This window comes from Kitasatospora sp. NPDC058218, assembly GCF_042882445.1.
Lineage (GTDB): Bacteria > Actinomycetota > Actinomycetes > Streptomycetales > Streptomycetaceae > Kitasatospora.
Genome location: NZ_JBHVWC010000059.1, coordinates 1 through 22,293 on the forward strand (window position 1 = coordinate 1; position 22,293 = coordinate 22,293).

At 77.0% G+C, this 22,293-nt stretch carries 16 protein-coding genes and 2 pseudogenes; 6 read left to right on the forward strand and 12 right to left on the reverse strand.

Features of this window, described 5'->3' with window-relative positions; translation table 11 throughout:
• The first annotated feature begins 47 nt into the window (after positions 1–47).
• Complete coding sequence (locus ACFVYI_RS31520; RefSeq protein WP_387891909.1) at positions 48–320, forward strand: hypothetical protein; 273 nt, start codon at positions 48–50, stop codon at positions 318–320.
• Between the two features lie 121 nt (positions 321–441).
• Here the strand turns inward: ACFVYI_RS31520 and ACFVYI_RS31525 are convergent, their stop codons facing one another.
• From ACFVYI_RS31525 to ACFVYI_RS31550, 6 genes are read right to left on the reverse strand one after another with little or no spacing between them, the layout of a single operon-like run.
• The gene (locus ACFVYI_RS31525) at positions 442–4,701 is read right to left on the reverse strand and encodes a CHAT domain-containing protein (protein WP_387891911.1); all 4,260 of its coding nucleotides are present in this window, start codon (positions 4,699–4,701) and stop codon (positions 442–444) included.
• Entirely contained in the window at positions 4,701–8,228 is a 3,528-nt protein-coding gene (locus tag ACFVYI_RS31530; RefSeq protein WP_387891912.1) for a hypothetical protein, read from the reverse strand. The genes ACFVYI_RS31525 and ACFVYI_RS31530 overlap by 1 nt, the downstream gene beginning before the upstream one ends.
• 29 nt (positions 8,229–8,257) lie before the next feature.
• Positions 8,258–8,863: an FHA domain-containing protein gene (locus ACFVYI_RS31535; protein ID WP_387891914.1), complete on the reverse strand. Its 606-nt coding sequence runs from the start codon at positions 8,861–8,863 to the stop codon at positions 8,258–8,260.
• Positions 8,851–9,591 (reverse strand): 4Fe-4S cluster-binding domain-containing protein, encoded by a 741-nt coding sequence (locus ACFVYI_RS31540; RefSeq protein ID WP_387891916.1) that lies wholly within the window; start codon positions 9,589–9,591, stop codon positions 8,851–8,853. Before ACFVYI_RS31540 ends, ACFVYI_RS31535 begins: the two co-directional genes overlap by 13 nt.
• Positions 9,588–11,759, reverse strand: a complete 2,172-nt coding sequence (locus tag ACFVYI_RS31545) for an AAA family ATPase (protein WP_387891918.1) — start codon at positions 11,757–11,759, stop codon at positions 9,588–9,590. Before ACFVYI_RS31545 ends, ACFVYI_RS31540 begins: the two co-directional genes overlap by 4 nt.
• Positions 11,749–13,158, reverse strand: a complete 1,410-nt coding sequence (locus ACFVYI_RS31550; RefSeq protein ID WP_387891920.1) for a hypothetical protein — start codon at positions 13,156–13,158, stop codon at positions 11,749–11,751. Before ACFVYI_RS31550 ends, ACFVYI_RS31545 begins: the two co-directional genes overlap by 11 nt.
• Positions 13,159–13,434: 276 nt before the next feature.
• Here ACFVYI_RS31550 and ACFVYI_RS31555 point away from each other — a divergent pair, with 276 nt between their 5' ends.
• Together ACFVYI_RS31555 and ACFVYI_RS31560 are read left to right on the forward strand one after the other, a co-directional pair.
• Positions 13,435–14,154 (forward strand): hypothetical protein, encoded by a 720-nt coding sequence (locus ACFVYI_RS31555; RefSeq protein ID WP_387891922.1) that lies wholly within the window; start codon positions 13,435–13,437, stop codon positions 14,152–14,154.
• Between the two features lie 3 nt (positions 14,155–14,157).
• Complete coding sequence (locus ACFVYI_RS31560; protein ID WP_387891924.1) at positions 14,158–14,823, forward strand: RES family NAD+ phosphorylase; 666 nt, start codon at positions 14,158–14,160, stop codon at positions 14,821–14,823.
• 629 nt (positions 14,824–15,452) lie between these two features.
• Here the strand turns inward: ACFVYI_RS31560 and ACFVYI_RS31565 are convergent.
• A pseudogene (locus ACFVYI_RS31565) lies at positions 15,453–15,623 on the reverse strand (MerR family transcriptional regulator); the annotation flags it as partial.
• Positions 15,611–16,141, reverse strand: a pseudogene (locus ACFVYI_RS31570) (alpha/beta fold hydrolase); the annotation flags it as partial. The pseudogenes ACFVYI_RS31570 and ACFVYI_RS31565, both read right to left, overlap by 13 nt.
• 328 nt (positions 16,142–16,469) lie before the next feature.
• On the opposite strand from ACFVYI_RS31570, the gene ACFVYI_RS31575 reads away from it, so the two are divergent.
• From ACFVYI_RS31575 to ACFVYI_RS31585, 3 genes are all read left to right on the forward strand, one after another.
• Positions 16,470–17,057, forward strand: a complete 588-nt coding sequence (locus ACFVYI_RS31575; protein ID WP_387891926.1) for a hypothetical protein — start codon at positions 16,470–16,472, stop codon at positions 17,055–17,057.
• 108 nt (positions 17,058–17,165) lie between these two features.
• On the forward strand, positions 17,166–17,744 hold the full coding sequence (locus ACFVYI_RS31580) for a sigma-70 family RNA polymerase sigma factor (RefSeq protein WP_387891928.1): 579 nt from the start codon (positions 17,166–17,168) through the stop codon (positions 17,742–17,744).
• On the forward strand, positions 17,741–18,502 hold the full coding sequence (locus tag ACFVYI_RS31585; RefSeq protein WP_387891930.1) for an anti-sigma factor family protein: 762 nt from the start codon (positions 17,741–17,743) through the stop codon (positions 18,500–18,502). Before ACFVYI_RS31580 ends, ACFVYI_RS31585 begins: the two co-directional genes overlap by 4 nt.
• A 239-nt stretch (positions 18,503–18,741) precedes the next feature.
• Here ACFVYI_RS31585 and ACFVYI_RS31590 read toward each other — a convergent pair whose 3' ends face one another.
• The 4 genes from ACFVYI_RS31590 to ACFVYI_RS31605 form a co-directional block, all read right to left on the reverse strand.
• Positions 18,742–18,978 (reverse strand): hypothetical protein, encoded by a 237-nt coding sequence (locus ACFVYI_RS31590; RefSeq protein WP_387891932.1) that lies wholly within the window; start codon positions 18,976–18,978, stop codon positions 18,742–18,744.
• 88 nt (positions 18,979–19,066) lie between these two features.
• A complete protein-coding gene (locus ACFVYI_RS31595; protein ID WP_387891934.1) occupies positions 19,067–19,480 on the reverse strand; it encodes a hypothetical protein in 414 nt (137 codons plus the stop codon).
• Positions 19,481–19,668: 188 nt separating this feature from the next.
• Positions 19,669–20,946 (reverse strand): VWA-like domain-containing protein, encoded by a 1,278-nt coding sequence (locus ACFVYI_RS31600; protein WP_387891936.1) that lies wholly within the window; start codon positions 20,944–20,946, stop codon positions 19,669–19,671.
• The gene (locus tag ACFVYI_RS31605) at positions 20,943–22,205 is read right to left on the reverse strand and encodes an AAA family ATPase (RefSeq protein ID WP_387891938.1); all 1,263 of its coding nucleotides are present in this window, start codon (positions 22,203–22,205) and stop codon (positions 20,943–20,945) included. The genes ACFVYI_RS31600 and ACFVYI_RS31605 overlap by 4 nt, the downstream gene beginning before the upstream one ends.
• Positions 22,206–22,293 lie beyond the last annotated feature (88 nt).

The following is a 22,293-nucleotide window of genomic DNA, read 5'->3' on the forward strand; positions in this document are numbered from 1 at the left end:
CCCCCGACTCGCGGGGCGGCCGCCCGGGCCGACCAGGGGAGGCAGGAATGGCGGAGATCCTCGGAGCGGACGGGCGGACCGTCGATCTGACGGGCTACCGGGTGGAGGGCCCCGACGGCCGGATCGGCCGGGTGGACCGGCACTCGGACTTCGTCGACGAGCGGCACCTGGTCGTCGACACCGGTTTCTGGGTGTTCGGCCGGGAGGTGATGGTCCCGATGACCGCGGTCACCGCCGTCGACGAGGAGCGGCGCACCGTCTCGCTCTCGCTCTCGCACGCGGAGATCGACCGTCTGTACCGCGCGGAGACCTCCGGCTGACCGGGCTGCCCGCCGAGGACGCCCGGGACGGCGTGCGGCTCCCCGCCGCCGACGCACCGGCCCGCCGTGAGGCGCACCGGCCCTGCAAGGGCCCGCCGAGGACGCCCGGGACGGGGCCCGGTCAACCGCCCTGGTAGCCGAAGGCCGCCCAGACGTCGAGCCTGCCCGGATCGCCCCGCACCAGCGCGGCCAGCTCGGCCGGGGTGCCCTCGGGCAGCCGCCGGTCGGGGTCGAGCGCCCAGAGCTGGGTCCGCCGCAGTGCCTCCACCGGCGGGTCACCCGCCGTCAGCCGCCCGTGCAGGACGTACATCAGCAGGCCCACCATCGCGTCGTTCACCTCCCAGCGGGAGCCGATCACACCGGTCGCCCCGGCGGCGAGGAAGGCGGTGGAGAGGGTGAGCGCCTCGTCGAGGTCGCCGGCGGTGAGGTCGCTGACGCAGGCGTCCAGGACGACCAGCCCGCCCGGGGAGCCCGGCGGGCGGCCCTGGGCCTGCCGCAGGATGTCACCCACCGGAAGCCGCCCCGCGCCCCCGCCCCGCACCGCGCCCCGACCGGGGGCCAGGGCGAGGTACGCGTCGAGCGGCGACCGCCCCGACGGCAGCGCGTGGCAGGCGAGGTGCAGCACCGAGGCCCCGGCCCGCCCGGGTGCGGGCAGCGTGGCGAGCACCTCGCGCGGCGTCCCCTCGCCCTCCGCGCCCTCGACGTAGCCGAGCAGCGTCCCGTGCGGGTAGTGCACCTCGTGCAGGTACTCCGCCTCGATGTCGGCGAACAGCAGGTCCCTGGCCGGGTCACCGACGATCACCGGCCGCTCGCCGAGCGGCAGTCGGGGCCGCCCGACCACCTCGCAGAACTGGCGCGCGGAGGCCGCGTAGGAGAGCACCGCCCGCTCGACCGCGCGGACCGGCCGGCCGCCGTCGCGCAGCCCGCTGCTGAGCAGCGCGGCGTGCCAGGGCACCCCGCCGAACTCGCCGAACGGCACCAGCACCAGCCGGGGGTGGCGCCCCGCCGCCCGGAGCGCCGGGTGCCGCAACAGCGGCCGGACCACCGCGGCGCCGGCCCAGTCGCAGAGCTCGGCCAGCGCGGCCTGCCAGCGGCGCAGCGCGGCGACCCGGTCGGGGTGACGCTTCGGCAGGCCCGCTTCGAGGGTGGCCTGGCGGTCCCGGTGCGCCTGCCGGTAGGCCGTCAGCAGGCCCAGCGCGTCCGAGCGGACCAGGGTGAGGCGCTGCAGCTCCACGCCCCCGGCGGCGGTCACCAGCACCGCCTCGCCGCTGCGCCCGGCGCCCGGCGGCACCAGGTGGACGAGGGCGTCGGCGCCGGCCGCACGCAGGCTCCGGGCGATCTCCTCGACCGTCGGCGGCGCCATCAGCGCGGCGCCGGCCGGCGAACCGGCCAGCGCGGTCAGCGCCCGCCGCCGCAGGTCGTCGGGCATCGGGACGCCGGCGCCGCCCGGCAGCGAGCCGAGCAGCAGCCCGGGGGCGGGCAGGCCGAGCACCGCCGCCATGGGGCCGTCCTGCCCGTCCGTCCCGCCGGGCGCCGGGCGCAGCGGCGAGGCGGCCGCGCTGCCGCGGCCGTCCGGGTCGCCGCGCTGCCAGGCGTCGGCGAGGTCCTGGTGGCCGGCGCTGCGGAGCAGGTCGGGGACGTCGGTGGTGGCGGTGGAGGCGTGCAGCACCAGACCGCGGCCGAGTTCCAGCGCCTCGACGGCTGCGCACAGGTACGCCGCCGGGCCGTCGCCGCCGTCCGCGAACGCCGCCGGGCCGTCGTCCCCGGCCGCGTCCTTCGACGCCTCCTCCAGGTCGGCCAGGCACCAGCGGGCGATGACCAGGGCCCGGGCGGCGGTGTCCCGGGCCACCGTCAGCGCCGAGTCGGCGGCCGCCTGGAGCAGGGTGGCGGCGGCGGTCTCGCGCAGCCCGGCCAGGCCCACCTCCCGGCTGAGCGCACGGTCGCCGGGGCCGAGACGCGCGCGGTGGGCGTCGGCGAGCAGGGCGCTCACCGAGGCCAGCACCTGGGTGGGCGCGCCGCGCCGCAGCCGCTCCCGGACGGCCCCGGCCGTCGCCACCGCCTCGGCCGCGTCGGCCGCGCGCCCGGCGTGGCGGTAGCGCATCAACAGCAGGGTGGCGCGCATCAGGTGCCCGCGCGTCCCCTCCAGGCCGCCCGGGTCGGTGGTGGCGAGGAACTCCTCCAGGTAGCGCAGGGCGGCCTCAGCGCGGTGCTCCGAGAAGACCGGCACCAGGGCGAGCATGCCGAGCGCGGACGCGGCCCGCATGGCCAGCACAGGCTTGTGGAGGTGGTCGGCCGGCGTCTGCTCGGCTGCCTCCACCATCAGGCCGACGGCCCGCACCCGGCGGTCCACGTCCCCGGTGAACAGCGAGTGCGTCGCGGCGGCCGCACCGAAGTCGCCGAGCGCCATCAGCCGCTGCGGGTCGTCCGCCGGGATCGCCAGGACCAGCGGCTCCAGCCGCTCCACCACCCGCCCCATGGTGGCGGTGTCGCGCGCGGTCAGGGCGATGTGGAACTCCAGCATCAGCCGGGACCGCTCGAACATCGGGCGTTCGCGCAGCACCGGCACGATGCCGGCCATCTCCCGGCCGGGGCCGTCCACGACCGCCAGCAGTTCGTCGTAGTAGCGCAGGGCCGCCTCGACGTCCTGGTGGTCCCCGCCCAGTTGGAAGCGCTGGTGCAGGCTGGTGGCCAGGTTCTGGAGGTAGACCAGCCGGTTGGCGTCGTCCGGCGGGGCCGCGCGGAAGGCCGCGCGCTGGCTGCGGATCGCCGCGTCCAGGTCCTCCGGCGCGTTGGTGAGGGTGAACCGCTTGGCCAGCGCGGCCGCCAGCGCGCCGTGCACCTGCTGCTCGGCCCCGGGGGTGCTGGAGGGGCGGGCCTGCGACTCGCCGATCAGGTCGACCACCCGGTCCAGCGCCGCCCGGTCGGTGGTGAACTCGCCCTGCACGATCTCGGCGTGGGCGAGCTGACTGAGCACATCGCTGCGGGAAATCCCGTACTCCACCTCGCTCGTCATCAACTCCCGGGCCCGGCGCAGGTGGTGGACGGCCTCCTCGACGGTGTACAGCTCCGGTTCGTGCTCGCGCGCGGTGTTGGCCAGCATGCCGAGCAGGGCGTGCGCGGCGGCGCGTACCGGGGCGTCGGCGGCCATGCCGGCCAGGGCCTCGCGCAGCACGGCCACCGCCTCCCGCGACTCCGCCGTCGCCACGCCCCGGTCCAGGGGGGCGCGTTGGGCGAGGGCGGCGGCGAGCAGGAACCGGGCGCTGCCGCCGCTCCGGTGCTCCGGCGGGAGCAGCCGGCGCAGGTCGAGCAGCCGGGCGAGGTAGTGGTCGGCGTCCTCGGGCCGCACCTTGCCGCCGCCGAGCGCCTGGTAGGCGTCCACCAGGCGCAGCACGGCGCGCAGCCGGACGGCGCTGTCGGGGCCGGTGGTCGCGGCCAGCAGTTCCAGGTGGTGGACGGCCTGTTCGGTGTACCCGTGCCGCTCGTCGCCGTCGGCCCGCTCGGCGGCTTTCAGCAGCAGGGTGACGAGCCGCTCCCGGGCGTCCTGCTCGACGGAGTCGGCGGCCCCGTCCGGGCCGGCCACCCCGTCCGGACCGGCGGCGTCGTCGGGACCGGGTCGCGGCGGCGGTCCGCCGGGGTCGGTCGGGGGGAGCGGGCGGTGGTCGACGGCCAGGCCGCTCAGGACGGCCGCCGCCGCGGCCAGGTCCGCCGCGGCGCCGTCGCGGTCGTAGCGGTCGGCGAGGGCGCAGCCGAGGGTGACCGCCGCCACCCGGCCCCGCTCGTCCGTTCCGAGCCGGGCGGCGTCGCCGGCCCCACCTGCACCGGCCCCGCCCTGACCGGCACCGTCGGGACCAGCCCCGCCGAGCGCCGCCCAGGCACCGGGCGACAGTGCGTCCGGGCGGGCGACCAGGAGGGCGTCGATCGCCCGGTCCACGTCGTCCGGCCGCGCGGCCGGGTCGGGCGCCCCGCCGGTGACGCCTTCCTCGTGCCGGGCGTGCAGCAGCAGGCCGAGCCGGAGGGCGGCGTCGGCCCGCTCCGAGCGGTCCGGGTCGAGCAGCGCCGTCGCGAGCGCCAACAGCTCGACGGCCTCGGCCCGTTCGGCCAGGATGCCGCGCCGGAACTCCTCGTCCTCGGCGATCTCGGCCGTGCCGTGGGCCTGCCAGTACCGCACCGACAGCGTGAGGCCGAGCAGGAACCTGACCTGCGCCCGCTCGGCCGGGGCCGCCGCCGGCCCGGCGTCCTCCAGCAGGCCGCGGGCGGTAACGAAGGCGCTGAGCGCGCCGGACAGCGCCCGGGCACCGGCGGGCGACCCGGCCCGGTCCTCGTACTCGGCCAGCAGCGCCCGCCCCCGGGCGACCAGCGCGTCCGCCTGCACCCCGGTCATCAGCCCGCCGACCGCCGCACCGCCCAGAGCCCCAGGTAGCCGGCCGCCGGCAGCGCGACCAGGACGGCGGCCCAGAACGCCGCATGCCCCCAGAGCTGCGCGAGCGAGCCGAACCAGCCCTCCAGCACCGGGATCCGCAGCGCCTCCAACGGGCCGAGCGGCGGCGGCCAGGCCCCGAGCACGACCGTGCCCAGCGCCCAGAGGCCGAACAGCCTGCGGGCCGCCCGGGGCGCGGCCGTCGCGGCCAGGCCGGACAGCACGGCCAGCAGCAGCAGGAAGCCGGCCTGGTAGGCGGCACCGCTCCGGCCGGTGCCCCAGGACTCCGGGGTCGGGTGCTGTTCGGTGACGGCCAGCCGGATCTCGACCGCCGCCCAGAGCAGCGCGGTCAGGGCGAGGGTGGCGCCGAGCACGAAGAGCAGCCGGTCGCGCCCGCCGTCGCGGCCGGTGCGCCACCGCTGCGGTGCGCCGTTCCCCCGCCGCTGACGGCGGTCGGCCAGCCGGCGCCGGTCACCGGCGGCCTGCTCCTCGGCCTCGCGGGCGGGGGTGAGCAGCCAGGTGTCGGCACGGTTGTTGAGGACCAGGGCCATCAGGACGGCGGCCACCGAGGCGATCCCGGCCCACGATCCCAGGCCGCCCTCGAACAGCACCACCCGGTCGACCACCTCCTGCGGCGGCCTGAGCACCGTCATGGGCGGCCCCAGCCGCAGGTAGCCGATCGCGAAGACGGCCGCGACGACCAGGGCGAGCACCCGTCGGCCGATCCGGGCCGGGAAGCCCGCCACCGCCGCGGCGACGGCCAGCATCGCGCCGAGCTGCCCGACGGTCTGGCGCGCGGCCAGCTCGCCGGCGGTCTTCAGCGGGCCACCGAACACCCCGTTGGGCAGCACGGCCGCCCCGGCTCCCGCGTCCACGGCGAGCCGCCAGACGGCGCCCGACCAGAGCACCGGCGCCAGAGCGACCGTCAGCAGCACCGCCGCCAGCGCCCGCCGGGGCAGTGCCCGGCGGGCGGCCGTCCACCGGGTGCGCGTGCGGACCTTCTGGGCACCGCCCCGGCGGCCCTTGTCCGTACCGGCGGCGCGCAGGCTCCGTACGTGCAGGACGGCGGCCGCCACCAGGACGGCGCGGCCGTCGGTCGTCCCGGGGTCGGCGGCCAGGGCGCGGCGGCGCAGCGCCGACCAGTTCCGCCGGAAGCCGCTCCGGGCCGTGCGACGCGCCCGCCCCCGGACCGCTGCGGCCGCGTCGGTCGCCGCGGCGGAGGCGGTGTGCACGCCCGCCGGCAGCCCGCCCAGCGCGGGCGGCAGCGGCGAGAACCGCCCCACCAGCGTGCGGCGCTGCCGGGGCTGGACGGTCAGCAGCAGGGCGAGGCGCCGCGCGGTGGTCCGCTCCTCGGCGCTGAGCCGGCTGTCGCCGCTCCCGCCGCCGAGCGCCCGGGCCTCCCGGTCGACGGCGTTCAGCACCGTGTCCAGCTCGGTGAGCGCCCGCAGCCGGGCGCAGTTCCCCTGCGCGCAGTCGGGGTGGCCGCAGTGGAAGCGGGCGGCGAGCGCGGGCGCTCCGGCGGCGACCAGTTCCCTGACGAAGTCGGCTCCGGCCCCGTCGTCGGCGAGCCGGGCCAGGCCGGCCGTGTCGATCGGCCGGCCCCGGTACGCCGGGACGGCCTCCGGCGCGAACACCGCGCCGACGGCGAGCACCGCGAGCGCCGCCGCCTTCGTCCGGTCGGCCGGCCGGGCCCGCTCGACGGCGGCCAGCCGCTCCGGCTCCAGCGGGTTGTCCTTCACCTCGTCGCGCAGCCAGTCGCGCAGCCGCCGGGCCCCGCCGTTCTCCAGCCAGGCCGCCGCCTCCACCGACCGCGCGAGCAGCGCGACCGCCAGCATCACCGGGTCGTGGAACTCCTGGGCGCCGAAGACGATCGGCTCGTGCGCGGGCCCGGCCGGGGCGGCGACCGGGTCCGCGACCCGGCTGCGCACCACCTCGGGGCTGCCGCCGCCCAGCCACTCGCGGACCTGTACGGCGGTCCAGCGGTCGGCCGGGTCCTTGGTGAACAGCCCCTGGAGCAGCAGCCGGCGGCGCTCGTCGGTGACGGGTGCGAGGTCGACCTCCGCGTCGATCACCAGCCGCTGCTGCAGCGCCTCGTCGCTGATCAGCCCGCCGTCCTCGCGGTGAAAGCGGGTCCGGCCGGTGAACAGCTCGAACAGGATGGTGCCCAGCGCCCACCACGGACCGGCCCGGTGGTTCTGGCCGGCGAGCTGCTCGGGCGCCATGTAGGCGACGGTCACCTGCATGTCGGGCGAGAAGCGCCGGCTGGCGGTGAGCTTGGCGACACCGCCGAAGTCCGCCACCACGAACTCGGCCGCCGCCGACCGGCCCCGCCCGGCCCGGCGGACCAGGATGTTGGCCGGCTTGAAGTCCACCGGGTTGCGACGGACCTCGCTCTGCCAGAAGTCGAGCAGCGCGACCAGCTCCCGGACGATCCGCTCGGTCTCCCCGGGACGGCCCAGCCGGCCCCGCGTGCGCAGGCTCGCGACGTGGTCGGCGAGGGTCACCGGGAGGTACTCCATCGCCATCCAGTCGAGGAGCACCCCCGCGTGCTCGACCCTCCCGTGCCCCAGGACCTCCGGGACGTGCCGGTGGAACGCCGGGTCGCTCAGGTGCTCCAGCAGCTCGGTGTCGGCGCGCACTCCGGGGTTTCCGACCTTCACCGCGGCGTCGCCGCCGCCGTCGGTCCGGGCCGCGTGCCAGACGGTGCCCTCGCTGCCGGAACCCGCGACGCCGTAGGGCAGGAAACGGTCCAGCAGGGCCGGGGGGAAGCCGCCGGTCGCCTCCGCGGCGGTTCCTCCTGTCCCTGCGCCGCCGCCGGCCGGAGCTGAGGACGGTGCCGGGGCCGGCGGTTGGCGGCGGGTCCGGGCGTCGGGCGGCGGGTCGGTGCGACTGCTCTGGAGGCGGGTCCGCGGGCTCGGGACGGCGGCGGGGCCCGGGCGGCCGGGCCGCTCGCCCTGCCGACGCGTCGGCGGGCTCGCGTTCGCGGCGTCCGTCCGGTCGGCCTGCTGCGCCTTGCCCCGCTTCGCCTCCGTGGCCGTACTGTCGGCCGGTGCGCGCCGGGCGTCGCCGGGGGTCTGCCCGGCGCGCTCCTCCGGGGTGCCCGCACCCCGCCGCCCGCCCTGCAACCGGGTCGGCGGGCTCGCACCGGCACCGCGCCCGGCGTCCCCGCCGGCCGGCCCGCCGCTCGCCCGGTCGCCCGGCGCCTGCCCACCGGTCGCCTGCCCACCCCTCGACCGCGCCGGGTCGGCCCGGTCGCCGCCCGGCTGCCCGCCGCCGTTCGCGCCCGCGCCCGCGCCGCCGCGCTGGAGGCGGGTGCGCGGGCTCTCGTCGCCCGCCGGCCCAGCTCCCCGATCCGCACCGGCCCGACGCTCGCCGCGCGGGACCGGGGGACGTCCCGCGCCCTGGCCGCCCGAACCCCGCGCCGGATCCGGAGCGGACCCCGGCGCCTGCCGGCGGGTGGGCGGACTCGGCTCCGCAGGTTGGTCGGCCATCGCGCCGCTCTCCTCCTCGCTCCCTCGGCTCACCGGGGAGCGCCGAACTCGTCGATCTCGATCACCTGGACGTCGATGTCCTCCGCGAACCGCAGCCGATCGCCGGGCCCGACCCTGGTCGGCCCGGCGACGCGGCGGTCCTCGACGAACGTGCCGTTGGTCGAGCCCGCGTCCTCGACGTACAGCACGCCGTCGATCCAGCGCAGCCGGGCGTGGTGCCGCGAGAGCTGGTCGAGGCCGGCCAGGCCGGGGATCGCCGCGCAGTCGGGTTCGTCGCGGCCGATCGCCAGCCCACCGCCCCCGCGCAGGTGCTCACCGCGCACCGGCAGCAGCGCACCGCCGATCACCAGGGCCAGCCGGACCACCGGCCGCGCCGCCGGCCCGGGCCCGGGCGACTGACGCCCGGAGCGCACCGGACGGGTCGCCGCCTCGGCCACGCGAGGACCGTCCCGGCCTGCCGCCGGTCCTGCCGCCCGACCTGGCTCCCGACCTGGAGCCGCGGTCACGACGGCCTCCTCGGCCGGGTCGTACCGCTCCAGCTGCTGGAACACGTGGACGGGGCAGTAGCCCCGGCCGGCGGAGGTCGGGCACTCGCCCGGCGCGCCCACCGGGCAGCGGTAGATCACGGTCGCCACGACGTCTCCCGCAGGGTCACACCGCGGCCGACGAGGTCGCGTTCGATCCGGCCGAGGTCGCCCGGGCGCGGCACCCCGACCACCCGGACCTCACCCTCGGTGACCATCACCTGGAGCTCGGGCCGCTCCGGCCGGTGGGTCAGATAGGGCGTGTAGCGCTCGCGGCCGAGGGCCGTCCGCGGTTCGAGCCGCTGGTTGGCCGAACCGCGCCAGACCAGCCGGGTCGGCTGCCCGGCCCGGTAGCGACCGGTGATGACCGCGTCGGCGCCGGTCAGCGCGGCCGCGGCGGCCGGGTCGGCGGCCAATTCCTCGGGCTCCCAGCCGGTGTACACCAGCAGGTCAGCGGCCCGACCGGCCCGGCGGCGCTCCTCGTCGGCGACGGCCAGCAGGGCGGCAAGGGCCTGCGGCTGCTCCAGCGGCTCGCCGCCGCTGACCGTGAGGCCGTCGATGCCGTCGGCCAGCGCCGCCCGCCAGAGCAGGGCGAAGCGCTCGGCCGTCAACTCCCGCCCGCCCGAAGGCGCCCAGGTGTGCCGGGACATGCAGCCGGGACAGGCCAGCGTGCAGCCCTGGAACCAGACGCCCAGCCGCCGACCGGGCCCGAGCGAGGTCACCGGGCGGTACACCTGACTGACCCGGGCCCCGGGCCGCTCACCCGCTCCGGCGCCCGACGGCTCGCTCACCCGGGCACCCGGCCGCGCGCCCGCCGCGCCGCCCGAAGGCTCGCTCATCCGGGCCAACGGTTCACCTCCACCGTGTAACCCTCGCCGTCCCCCTCGCCCTCCACCGCGGTGACCTCGATGCGCTCACCGCGCTTCGGCGGCGTCCGGAAGATCTCCTTGGCCAGCGGGTTGACCAGCGCGGACTCGACGGCGGTCAGCACGCCGCGGCCGCCGTGGTCGAGCCGCCGCTCCGCCTCCACCCTGAGCACCTCCCACGCGTCGTCGCCGACCGTCAGTTCGGCGCCGTGCACCTCGCGGATCCGGCCGGCCACCGAGGCGATCGCCTTGTCGAGGATCTTCGGCACCCACTTGTTCTGCATGAAGTCCATGGGGATGAAGTTGTCACCGAAGCGGTTGCGCAGCTCGGGGCGCTTGATCTGCTCGTTGAAGAACAGGTCGAAGGCCTCCCGCAGGGCCTGCCGGACGGTCACCGGGTCGTCGTGCCGGTTGAGCTGACGCCGTCGACCGCGCCCGCCCTGGTCGGCCTGCTCCCGGTCCGTGCCCGCCGCACCGCCCTGGGGCTGCTCCGCCTCGGCGGCCCCCCGGCCCTTCGGCTCCTCGCCGACGACCGTCGCCGCGACCCCCAGGTTGGAGGTGAAGATCAGCACGCACTCGGTGAAGTAGACGGTGGCGCCGCGCCCGTCGGTGAGCCGGCCGTCCTCCAGGATCTGCAGGAAGAGGTCGAACAGCCGGGGGTTGGCCTTGTCGATCTCGTCGAAGAGCAACACGCTCATCGGGTTGGCCCGGACGGCGTTGGTCAGTTCACCGCCCGCGTCGTGCCCGACGAAGCCGGGCGGCGCGCCGATCAGACGGTCCCGCGCGTGCTTCTCGGCGAACTCGCTCATGTCGAAGCGGATCGGCCGGGCGTCCTTGCCGAGGATCATCTCCGCGACGCCCTTGGCCAGTTCGGTCTTGCCGACACCGGTCGGCCCGGACAGGAACAGCGTGCCGCGCGGCCGGTTCGGCGAGCTGGAGGACTGTGCGCCGTTGAGTCCGGCCGCCGAGCGCATGAAGATCTCCAGCGTGCGGCGGACGGCGTGCGGCTGTCCGATCACCTGGCCGTTGAGGAAGCGCTCGCCGTCGGCGATCCGCTCGCGCAGGGCCGCGCCGGCCCACGGATTGTCGAGCACGCCGATCCGGTACAGCCGGGCCGCCTCGTCCAGCCGCTCGACCGGAAGCCCCCGGTCCAACGCCATCCGGCCGATCGCCATCACCTCGGAGCTGCCCATGCCGTGCGAGGAGTCGGCCAGCGCCTTGGCCGCGGCCGTGGCCTCCGTCGCGGCCAACTCCGCTCCTCCGGTGGCCGCCTGGTGGCGGGCCAGGCCGCCGACCACGTGGCGGGCGGCGGCGAGCCGCTGGTCGTGCGGGGGCGGCGGGACGCTGATCACCCGCACCGCCCGACTGCCGACCGCGAACTCCATCGGCAGGTCCTCCTGCCGCTCCACCACCCAGAACACCGTGTTGTACGGCGTCACCGCGCTCTTGCCGGACACCGGCCGGGCGGTGTGGCCCAGTTCCTCGGCGGCCGCGAACAACCGGGCGGCCTCCCCGGCGACGGGGGCGCGGGCCGAGCCCAGCCGGGCCGCGTACGGGATGACCAGGCCGATCGGCGGGCCCGGGTGGCGGACCACGGCGACCATGGTGTCGCGCAGCCGGTCCGTCATCGACGGCTCGTCCTCGTCGTCCCCGCCCTCGCGCCGCCACCGCTCGTCGCGCGCCGAGAACTCGCGGACCGCCTCGGGGATCTGCTCGCGCGTCGCGCCGAGCTGGAGCGTCACGATCTGCTCGCTGACCTGGTCCACGAGGGCGAGCGCGCCGAAGCCCCGGGCCACGCAGACCGACTCGATCACCTCGGTCAGCGTGTACGGGGCCGACGTCTCGCTGCGGCCGGCGGCGTGGTCGGACGGGAGCAGGTACTGGTCGCGGACGTTGCCCGTGAGGAGGACCTGCGGGTAGACGGTGAGCGCCATGTCCAGCTCGCGGATCCAACTGGGCGCCGGCGGACAGTCGGTGTCCCCCTCGTCGGCCTCGGAGGCGCCTGCCGGCGCAGCGCCCGCCCCCGGCACGGCCGCCCCGGGAGCGCCGAACCCCGAGGGGCCGGTCTTCGGGCCGCCCGCCCCCGCGGCCCCGTCCGCCGGCCGGTCGCCGGTGCCCCCCGCCGTGGTCCTATCGCTCACGCTGTCGCTCCCGCTGCTCGTAGGGTGCGGCGCTCTTCGAGCCGTCGCCCCGCCGCTTCTTCGCCCCGCGCGGAGTGGCGGCCGACGGCGGCTGCGGCCAGGACCCGCCCGGCACCGCACCGGCCGCCATCGTGCCCGGGGCCATCGCCGAGGTCCGCTCCAGCCGCACGCCCTGTCGGCGGACGCCCTCCTCGATCGCGGGCAACTGCTCGTCGCAGAACCAGCGCTGGACCAGCTCGTCCTGGCCGTCCTGGTCCTCCTGGCCCTGCTGCTCCCACGGCCCGTCCCCGTCGGAGCGCCGGTCCTGTTCACCGGAACGCCGGACCACCGAGGTGGACAGCGCCGCCCGGTCCGCCGAGAGCGCCACCCGCAGGCCGTAGCCGACCACCGGCGCCGCACCGTCCGCGGCCGTGCCCTCCGGGCCGCCACCCGCGCCGTCGAACGGGACGACCACCGCGCCCTCCTCGGCCAGCAGGTCGACGAAGTCCTCCCCCACCAGGTAGTTCCGCTCGCGCAGCACCTCCGCCAGCGCCGCCGCCACCGGCACCCGGTGGCGGTGTGCGTCCGCCCGGGCCACCGCGGCCTCCACGGCGGGGCGCAGCAGGGCCGGGTCCTCGGCCGCCGCGAGCTCCTCGGTCAGCCGGTCCCGGTCCGCCGGATCGGCCTCCGCGGCCAGCTCCAGCAGGCCGGCGCGGAGCACGGCCCGCTCCTCCTCGCGGGTTCGGCCCCGCACCGAGTGCTGGACCAGTGCGGCCAGGTCGGTGAGCGTGGTCCGCACCTCGGAGACCGTCCCGGCCGCCTTCAACGAGCGGACCAGCCCGGCGACCCGTACCAGGTCGGCCGGGTCGCACCGGGGCACGTCCCGGGCCAGCATCGCCTCGGCCTCGGCGAGCGCACCGGCCCGCACCCGGTCGATCCGGGCCGCCGCCTCCGCCTGCGCCGCCGCCTGCGCCCGCTCGCGCCCGGCGGCCTCGGCCGCCCGCGCCGCGCGGGTCTCCTGCGCCGTCCGCGCCGGTTCGGCGACGGCCTCGGGCACCAGCGTCGTCCAGACGTCCGACACCGCTTCGGCCAGCTCCTTCGCCGCGCGGGTGTTGGACTCCCGGGCCCGCTCGATCGCCCGGGTCAGCTCCGCCTCGTCGGCGCCGGCGGGGACGGCGACCGCCGGCACGTGCACCTTCGCCGTCCGGTACGCGCGCCGGACCTGCTTCGCCTCACCGCGCAGGCCCTGCGCCTGCTCGGCCAGCTCGCCCAGCCGGGCGCGCAGCTCCGCCCGCCGCTCCTCGGCCCGCCGCAGCGCCTCGGCCCGCTGCGCCTCGGCCGCGAGCTGTGCCCGCAGCCGGCGCCGCGCCTCGGCCTCCCTGTCCACGTAGGACCACCCGTATCCCGCGGAACTGCTCACCGGCCGCCTTCCGAGCGCGAGTTGGACGTGCGTGGAGTGCGGACCGGGACATGACCACCGGTCGGACACCCTGCGCGCCGTCGGGGCCGGTGCGGATCGGACCACGCGCGAACCGGCACCGCCCCCGCGATGCTGACTGCCCATCATGCCGCAGAACACCGACACCCGTTCCCGCTTTGCCGAAATCGTGATCACCGCACACCGCCCCGGCGCAGCCGCTAGATTGGCACCCGGGCGACCGGCCCGTTCGGTCCGGACGGAGGTGATGATGCGGTGATGCCGACCGAGGTGCTCGATGCCCTGCAGGAACACTTCGGCGAGATCTGGCCCCTGCTCGACGAGCCGGAGCGGGACAGGCTCCGGACACTGCTGACCACGCGGTCCGACGATCCGGAACGGACCGCCCGCAAGATCGTCCGGCTGGTACTGGCCGCCCTCCCGGACGACCATCCGGTCCGCGAGGTGTTCGAGGACTCCGTCCGCTTCGCGGGCGGCGACTCCGGTCCGGACACCGACGCATGGCACGCCACCGTCGTGAACGCGATGGACAATCTCCGCCGGTGGACCGGGCAGCGGGCGGCGCCCGCCGCCGAACCGCCGCCCCCACCGGAGCACCCTGGCCCGGAGCACCCCGCCCCGGAAAGCTCCACCCCGCCCGAGGGCGCCGACGACTGGCTGCTGGCCGCCGACAGCCGCACCGCCGCCGAGTGCGCGGCCGACGGAAGCGACCCGATGGGCCCGGACCTCATCCGGCTGACCGGTCGCGACGGCACCGTCCGCCTCCCGTCCTTCCAGTTCGACACCGCCTCCGGCCGCCCGCTGCCGACGGTCGTCGCCGTCAACCGGCTGCTCGACGCCTCCGACGACCCGCGCGGCGTCGCCGACTGGTGGCTCGGCGCGAACGCCTGGTTGGACGCCGTCCCCGCCCGGTTGCTCGGCACCCCCGACGAGCACTCACTCCTCCCCGCGGCCCGTGCCGAGATCGCGCAGTGGTGACCGATGCCTGATGTGAAGGTCCCCGCCGCCACAGTGCGCGCCACCCCGCACCGGTTCGTCCTGCCCGCCGGCACCACCCTGTGGCGGGTCCACTCCGCCGCCCACCCCGTCACCTCGTTCAACCCCTACCCCGCCGACACCCACTACGAGGGCGGCCGGTTCTGCTCCTACGAGGGCGACGGCGAACACCTGCCCTACCTCTACGCCGGCTTCTCCGAGCGGACGGCCCTGATGGAGACCCTCGTCCGCAGCCTGCCGTTCGCCGAGGGCGGCTGGCGGTGGATCAAGCGTGCCGCCGTCCGGGGCAAGGTGCTCTCGCGGATCGAGACCACCTGTGACATCCCCCTCGTCGAGCTGGTGGGGATGGAGCGGCTCGCCGCCGTCCACCAGGACGAGTGGCTGATCCAGTCACCGCCCCGCGACTACCCGAACACCCGCCGTTGGGCCGCCTGGATCCGTGGCCAGGCGCCCTGGTCGCAGGGGCTGAGGTGGCCGTCCAAGCGCGACCTGGACGGCCTGGCCTGCATCCTCTACGAGCGCGGCGGCGCGACCGGGCTGGTCAAGCCGGCGGACGCCGAGCCGGTCCCGCTGGACACCGCCGCCGGGGCCGTGCTGCTCAACCGCCTCCTGGCCCCCTTGCGGATCACGATCGACCCACCGGGGCAGTAGCCCCGGGGAACACCGGCCGTGGTCGGCGCGGCGGTGCCGACGGGAGCGTCAGCCGTCGGACGTGACCGCGCCACCGGCCTCGGCAGCCGGGCCGGCGGCCCGGCGGCCCGGCGCCGCAGGGCACGGTGGGCGAGCGCGTCCAGGACGCGTTGCCACGCCGGTGACGCCTCGGAGATCCGGGACGTGACCAGCTTCAGGTACTTCCCCTCACCGCTGTCCCGTGCGTGCGCGGTCCCCCAGGCGTCCAGGTCGTCGATGAGGCGGTCCAGGCGTGGATCGCGCGGGTCCCAGTCGACCGCCTGATCGCAGGCGAGGTACAGGCGCGTCGTCTCGGGGTCGTCGAAGGCGGCGTTCTTGTCCCGGATCCGCTGCGGCACGACGTGCGGCTCCAGTGCCCGCATCAGGATCCACGCGTCGCGTTCCACGCGTACCCTCCGTTCGCTGACCCCGAGACCGCGCATCCGGTCGAGGACGGCGACCACCTCGGGCGGCGGGACGAGCTCTTCGCCGGCGGCCAGTTCGGCGATCCGGCGGCGGTGGTCCCCGAGCCGGTCGATCTTGCGCCGCAGTTCGGCGTCGATGTCGGCGATGGCCGAGGCGAACTCGGTCGGCCGGGCGTGCAGCAGCGCGTCGATGCGGGCCAGCGGTACACCGGCGTCGGCGAGGGTCCTGATCCGGATGAGGTCCACCGCCGCCTGCGCACCGTAGCGGCGGTAGCCGGAGGCATCGCGCTCGGGCTCGGGCAACAGGCCGACGTGGTGGTAGTGGCGACCGGGTAGTCCGCGAGCAGCTCGACCCACAGCTCGCGCAGGGCCGGGCGCAGCTGTCGGAGCTGGTCGAGATCGGGCGCCGTCCGCTCGAACGCGGCGAGTTGCGCGGCGGGCGGCAGGAAGGCGTCCCAGTCGCGCTGGAGGCCGTCCAACCAGACCAGCCCCGCCACGTCCTGCGGGTACAGCTGCGCGAACCGGTGTGCGTAGAGGCCGCCGAGGGAGTGCGGCACGAGAACGTACGGGGCGGCGATGTCCTGGGCGCGCAGCAGCTCGTGCAGTTCCGTGGCGACCGCGGCGGCGGTGCGCGGCAGCGGGAGGGGATCGCTGTGGCCCGTGCCGCCGCGGTCGTACACCACGGCGGTGGTGAACTGCGAAACGCCCTGCTGCACACCGAAGTAGTCCAGGCCGACCGCGCCGGCGCCCGCCAGGAACACGACGGCCGGTCCGCCGCTGCCCGACCGGTGCACGAAAACACGGCGGCCGTCGATCTCCTGGAACCCGCCGACCGGCGGAGCGGGCCGAGCCGGGGAAGTGATGTCATTCGTCATGCGAGAAGACTCCAACCCTGACGCAGGGTCAGGGTCAATCCCCTCCGCCACCGGAGCCGGCTCGTTGCGCGGCGGCAGTGCCCCGGTTGCCCGTCGCCCCCACCGGCGCACGGCACGTCAGGTCGCAGCACCGGCCGCCCGCCGAGCCCGTGGAAGGCCTCCCCGCCCGGCGCGCGGCCGCCCGGCGCGGATCGGCGAAAGAATTCCTCCGAGGCGTTGAGCACATCGGCCGCCCCCTCCGTACTGAAGGGCGACGGACGGGATCCGCGGCTTCGGCGGCGGCGAGCGTCCGACCCGACCGAACGTCACGTCCTTGGGGGAGAAACCCATGCATGCTCTGCGCCGTACCGCCGCCTTCGCCGCCGCCGCGGCGGCCGTCGTCCTGCTCGCCACCGCGTGCGACTCCGACGCGGACACCGCCGCCCCGCCCGCGAGCAGCCCGAGCGCACCGGCCAAGACCGGCGCGACGGGCGCACCGACCGCTACCGGCGCGACGGGTGCACCGAGCGGGAACCAGGCCGCGCTGAAGGGCTCGCTGGCCACCGTCACCTCGCCGCAGTTCGGGCCGATCGTCGTCGACGGCCTGAACTACACGCTGTACCGCTTCGACAAGGACACCGCCCAGCCCTCCGCCTCCAACTGCAACGACGCCTGCGCCGTGAAGTGGCCGCCGGTGCCGGTGAGCGAGCAGGCCACCGTCAAGGGCGTGGACTCCAAGCTGGTCGGCGCGGTGACCAGGGCCGACGGGACCAAGCAGCTGACCCTCAACGGCTGGCCGCTGTACCGGTTCGCCGACGACAAGGCCCCGGGCGAGACCAAGGGCCAGGGGGTCGGGGGCACCTGGTTCATCAGCACCCCGGAGGGCAAGAAGGCCCAGGCGGCCGCCCAGCCCACCGGCGGCGGCTCCGGCTACTGACGGACCGTGGGCGACGCCGCCCGCCCTCGCCCCGCCCCGCCCGTTGGTCGACCGCCGACCGCCGGGCGGGGCGGGGCCTCCCACCGCGGCCTCGACGGGGAGGGACCGATGCGTCACGATACGGCCGTGAGCGAATACCCTCCGGCCGAGGCCGGGCGACCACCCGGTGCCGGCGCCGACACCGATCCCGGCGAGGAACTGATCCGCGCCCTGCACCGGGACCACGCCGCCCCGCTGCTGCGGTTCGTCCTCCACCTGGTCGGCGGGGACCGCCGCCGGGCCGAGTCCGTGGTGCAGGCGACCCTCCTGCGGGCCTGGCAGAACATCCACCGACTGGACCACCGGGAGGGCTCGCTGCGCCCGTGGCTGGTCAGCACGGCCCGTCGCATCGCCGTCGACGAGCGGTCCGGCTCCCCCGCGCAGCCGCGCGGAGGCGGCGGCGCCGTCGAACTGCTGCCGACCGCCGAGGACCTCGACACCGCGCTGCGGCTGATGGCGATGTCCGACGCGATGGAGGCGCTCGGCGACGCACACCGCGAGGTACTGGCCGAGACCTACCTCAAGGGCCGCACGGTGAACGAGGCCGCCGTGGTGCTCGGCGTCCCGCCCGCCACCGTGCGGTCCCGGGTCTACTACGCGCTGCGCTCGCTCAGGATCGCGCTCGACGAACGAGGAGTGGCACTGTGACCGTCCCGGAAGGAACGCACCTGGACGTGGGCGCCTACGTCCTCGGGCTGCTCGAACCCCGGGAGCGCGCGGAGTTCGAGGCCCATCTCGAAGGCTGTGCCCGGTGCGCCGACGAGGCGGCGGAGCTCTCCGGTCTGGAGCCGCTGCTCGCCGAGTTCGCCGCGGCGACCGCGCCGGCCGGCGGCTCGCGGGAGGCCGGGAGCACCGACGACGCCGACCCGCTGCCCAGGCCGGGCCCGGAGCTGCTCGACCGCCTGGTGGGCCGGGTGACGGCCGCCCGGCGGACGGCCCGCACCCGCCGGCTGTTCCTGGTGGCGGCGGCCGTGGCGGTGCTGATCGGCGGTCCGCTGCTCGGTGCGGCCGTGAGCGGCGGCGGCACCGCGGTGGCGGACCACCATCCGTCGAGCCCCGCCTCCTGGCTGATGGACTCCGGCGAGCAGCACAGCGCCACCGACGCACGGACGGGCGCGGTGGCGACGGTCTCGCTGGAGGACAAGAAGTGGGGCACCCACGTGGCGTTGCGGCTCGGCAACGTCCAGGGGCCGCTGCGCTGTTCCCTGATCGCCGTCACCCGCTCCGGCGCGGAGCAGGCCGTCACCGGCTGGGCCGTCCCGGCGCCCGGCTACGGCGTGCCCGGGGCGGCCGACCCACTGGTCACCCACGGCGGGGTGGGGTACCCGGCCACCGAGATCGACCACTTCGAGGTCCGCACCGACGACGGCAGGGAGCTCGTGGCCATCCCCGTGCGGCCGGCCTGACGCGGGCTGGGCCCCGGGCCCGGTCCGCACCCGACGGTCCGTGTCCGACCCGGCCCCGGCCCCGGCCACCCTCCGGGGCGCACTCCACCTCGGCGCCTGCGGCTGCGGCTACGGCTACGGCTACGGCTACGGCTACGGCTACGGCTACGGCAGTCGAACCGGCCGCCACCGCCTCCGACCAGGCACCCGGGGTGGCAGCCGTCCCGGCCCGCGGCCGCCACCCGGGCCCGCGCGGCGGCTCAGCCCAGCCGGGCGGCGAGCCGGCGCAGGGCGGACGGCAGGGCGGCCAGCCGACGCGGGGCGGCGGACGGGTGCTGCGCCCGGTCGGCGGCGCGTGCCACGGGTTCCTCCCCGAACTCGGGGGAACCGGCGGGCAGGTGCGCCGTCGGCGGGGCGGCGGCCCCGACGGGCGTGACGGTGCGGCTGGCCTCGGCGCGCACCAGCGCGCCCATGGCGGTGTAGACGTCGAAGGGCATGACGGACCTCCTGCGGTGTGGACCTGACGGTGGGCACGGCGGCAGCGGCGCCCGGGGCCGGAACCCCGGAACGCGGCCCCGGGGCCTGTCAGCAGCGCAGGACGGTGCCCCGCCCGGCCCCGTCGGGGCGGGCGGGATCGGTGCCCGGCCGGGCCGCGGCGCCACCGGGCGGGGCACCGGCCGCGAGGCCGACCACCGTCCGGGGCGCCGGCGGGAGCAGCCCCGGCAGCGGGGCGCGGGGGTGGCCGACCCGGTGGGTGGAGGCGGCGCCCGGAGCGCTCCCGTGGTCGCGGCGGCGTTCGGCGGGCTCCGGGCAGTCGTCCGCGTCGAACGGTTCGGCGGGGGCGGCGGGGAACTCCTGGACCGTCACGCAGCGGTCGAGGGCGAGACGGTGGAGCGAGTCGGCGGTGCCGGCCCCGGTCAGCAGGGCGAGGACGGCGGCCAGCAGCACCGCGAGGGCGCAGTGGGTCGCGAGGTCACCCTGCCGAGCCGTACGCCCCATGCGCACCCTTCCGACGAACGTCGCTGTCCAGCTAACCGCGCACTCCCCCCGACACCCGCCCGGCCCACCCGATGGGGTGAAGGACTTCACTCCTCCGGGCGCCCGGACAGGCGAGTGCCCCGGACAGACGGACAGGCGAGCGGGCAGCCGACGCCGACGGTCGCTGCCGCTGACGCTCCCGACCGCGCCTACCCGATGGTGACCACCCGGGCCCAGTCCGGCGGGGTGTCCGGTTCGTAGTCGGGATCGTCCTCGTCGTGCGACCCGGTGACCGGTTGCCGGGGGAAGAGGCCGACCACCGTGCGGCACGGCGGCCGGGAGTCCGGCCAGGGCGTCTGTCCGTCGGTCAGGACCACGATGACGTCCGGCCGGGGCCGGGCCCGCAGCGCCCTGGCGAAGCCCGTTCGCAGGTCCGTGCCCCCACCGCCCACCAGCGGGATCCCCTCGGCGCGGCAGAGCGGGTGCGCGACCCGGGCCGCCGCGTCGCACGGGAGCACGGTGACCAGGTCGCGGCGACCGCCCACGGCCCGGGAGATCGCGGTCACTTCGAGCAGCGCGCTGCCCAGTTCGGCGTCGCTGACCGACCCGGAGGTGTCGATCACCACGGCGACCCGGGGCGGTCGGCGCCGCAGGCTCGGCAGCACGACGCCGGGCAGCCCGGCCGAGCGCCGCGACGGCCGGCCGTAGGTGTAGTCCTCGCCCACCCCCGAGCCGGCCGCCGCCGTCCGGACCGCCGCGCCCAGCAACTCCCGCCACGCCTGCGGCGGGTGGAACGCCTCCTCCGCCCACCGCTGCCACGCCCGCGGGGCGCTGCCCGGCCGGCCGTTGATGCCCTGGGCCACCCGGAACCGCACCGCGTCCCGTTCCTGCGCGCTGAGGCCGTGCGCGCCGTCCGGTCCGAGCTCCCACTCCCGCTCCAGTCCGTCGGCACCGCTGCCGCAGTCCAGCCAGGCCAGGTCCCGCGTCAGCGGCCCGAGGCTGAACAGGCGCAGGTAGTCCTCCATCAACTGCCCCTCGGGAAGCCCCAGGGAGGTCGGCCGGACGGCGCCTTCGGGCGCGACCAGCCCGTCGCCGAACACGTCGTCGTTGATCTCGAAGTCGGCGGCGATGTTCATCCGCAGCCGCTCGCCCGGGCCGGTCAGCCCGCGCTCCCGGGCGACCCGGTCGCTGCGCCCGTGGTGGTCGCGCAGCAGGTGCGAGACCTCGTGGACCCAGACCCCGGCCAGTTCTTCCACCGGCGTGCGCTCCACGAAGTACGGCGAGACGTAGCACCGCCAGTGCCGGTCCACGGCCATCGTCGGGATGCTCCGCGACTCCACGGTGTGCAGGGCGAACAGGGCCGTCGCCAGATAGGGCCGGACCTTGGCGGCGTGCAGCCGGGCGGCGAACAGCTTGTCGAGGTCCAGCGCCCGGGGGGTGTCCGGCGCCGCCGCCGCGTCCGGCAGCCCCGCCCCGTCCCGGGTCACCGGCCGGCCTTGGCCGCGACCCGGGCCACCGACCGGTCGGCCCGGGTGGACAGCGAGACCACCCCGGCGAGGCGCTCGATCGCGGCCGGGACGTCCCAGTCCGGTCGGCGCAGCGAGGCGAGGGTGGTCGCGGGGACGACGACCAGGTCCGGGGCACCGGTCTCGGTCGCCCGGACCAGCAGCGTCCACGCCGCGTCCCAGCGGGACTTCTCCGGGCGCTTGCGGACGGCGTCCACCACACCGTCGAGCACGGCCTGGCGCAGGTCGCCGCGCTCGGGCAGTTCGGCGCCCGCCGGGTCGGCGAGCAGCTCCTCCGGGTCCGGGAGGTCCATCCGGTCCAGGCTCGCCAGCAGCTCCAGTCCCGGTCCGTCCCCCACCGTGCCCCTGACCAGCAGGGAGAGGACGTCCCGCGAGGAGCCGGCCGCGGTCGCGAAGGCGATCAGGCACAGGGCCGTCTCCCAGCTCCGGGGCGACGGCCAGGCACCGCCCCGGCGGGCCTCGTTGGAGGGCAGTCGGTGGACGAGACCGGGGCGGGCGGTGAGCAGACCGCAGACCGCGCGGCGGGCGAAGGCGACGGACTCCGCCAGCCGCCGCGGGTCGAGCCTCGGCAGGACGGCCCGGGGCCACGTCCCGCCCAGGCCGCGGACCACCACGTCGTGTTCGTGGACCCACTGGAGGTGGACGAAGCGGTTGGCCAGCGGCGCACTCAGCTCCCAGCCGTCGGCCGCCGACGAGCGCGGGTTGGCGGCGGCCACGATGCGGACCTCGGGCGGCAGTTGCAGGGCCCCGATGCGCCGTTCCAGGACGAGGCGGAGCAGGGCGGCCTGGACGGCCGGCGGCGCGGTGGACAGCTCGTCGAGGAAGAGCAGGCCCCGGCCGGCCCGGACCAGGCGCACGGCCCAGTCCGGCGGGGCCATCGGGACGCCCTGCTCCGCCGGATCGTCCCCGACGACGGGCAGCCCCGAGAAGTCGGACGGCTCGTGCACGCTGGCGATCACCGTGGTCAGCGGCAGGTCCAGGGTCGCGGCCAGCTGGGTCAGGGCGGCGGTCTTGCCGATGCCCGGCTCGCCCCACAGCAGGACGGGGCGGTCGGCGGCCACCGCCAGGGTCAGCGCCTCCAGTTGGGCGTCGGGGCGCGGCTCGGTGGTGGACTCGCGCAGCAGGGCCAGCAACGCGCCGGCGACGTCGAGCTGGGAGGCGTGGGCCGGTTCGGCGCCGCCGCCGGCCGCGGCGAGCGGCGCGGACGTGGGCGCAGGCATGGACGTAAACGTGGACGTGGACATGTTCGATCACCTCGGGTGTGGTGGAGCGGACTGTGGCGGAGGGATGTGCGGTGGAGCCGGACGG

Bases quoted from the DNA above. Each gene is read 5' to 3' on its own strand.
- ACFVYI_RS31520 (WP_387891909.1), top strand. From the start codon at position 48: ATGGCGGAGATCCTCGGAGCGGACGGGCGGACCGTCGATCTGACGGGC.
- ACFVYI_RS31525 (WP_387891911.1), bottom strand. From the start codon at position 4,701: ATGACCGGGGTGCAGGCGGACGCGCTGGTCGCCCGGGGGCGGGCGCTG.
- ACFVYI_RS31530 (WP_387891912.1), bottom strand. From the start codon at position 8,228: ATGGCCGACCAACCTGCGGAGCCGAGTCCGCCCACCCGCCGGCAGGCG.
- ACFVYI_RS31540 (WP_387891916.1), bottom strand. From the start codon at position 9,591: ATGAGCGAGCCTTCGGGCGGCGCGGCGGGCGCGCGGCCGGGTGCCCGG.
- ACFVYI_RS31555 (WP_387891922.1), top strand. From the start codon at position 13,435: ATGCCGACCGAGGTGCTCGATGCCCTGCAGGAACACTTCGGCGAGATC.
- ACFVYI_RS31560 (WP_387891924.1), top strand. From the start codon at position 14,158: ATGCCTGATGTGAAGGTCCCCGCCGCCACAGTGCGCGCCACCCCGCAC.
- ACFVYI_RS31575 (WP_387891926.1), top strand. From the start codon at position 16,470: ATGCATGCTCTGCGCCGTACCGCCGCCTTCGCCGCCGCCGCGGCGGCC.
- ACFVYI_RS31580 (WP_387891928.1), top strand. From the start codon at position 17,166: ATGCGTCACGATACGGCCGTGAGCGAATACCCTCCGGCCGAGGCCGGG.
- ACFVYI_RS31590 (WP_387891932.1), bottom strand. From the start codon at position 18,978: ATGCCCTTCGACGTCTACACCGCCATGGGCGCGCTGGTGCGCGCCGAG.
- ACFVYI_RS31595 (WP_387891934.1), bottom strand. From the start codon at position 19,480: ATGGGGCGTACGGCTCGGCAGGGTGACCTCGCGACCCACTGCGCCCTC.
- ACFVYI_RS31605 (WP_387891938.1), bottom strand. From the start codon at position 22,205: ATGCCTGCGCCCACGTCCGCGCCGCTCGCCGCGGCCGGCGGCGGCGCC.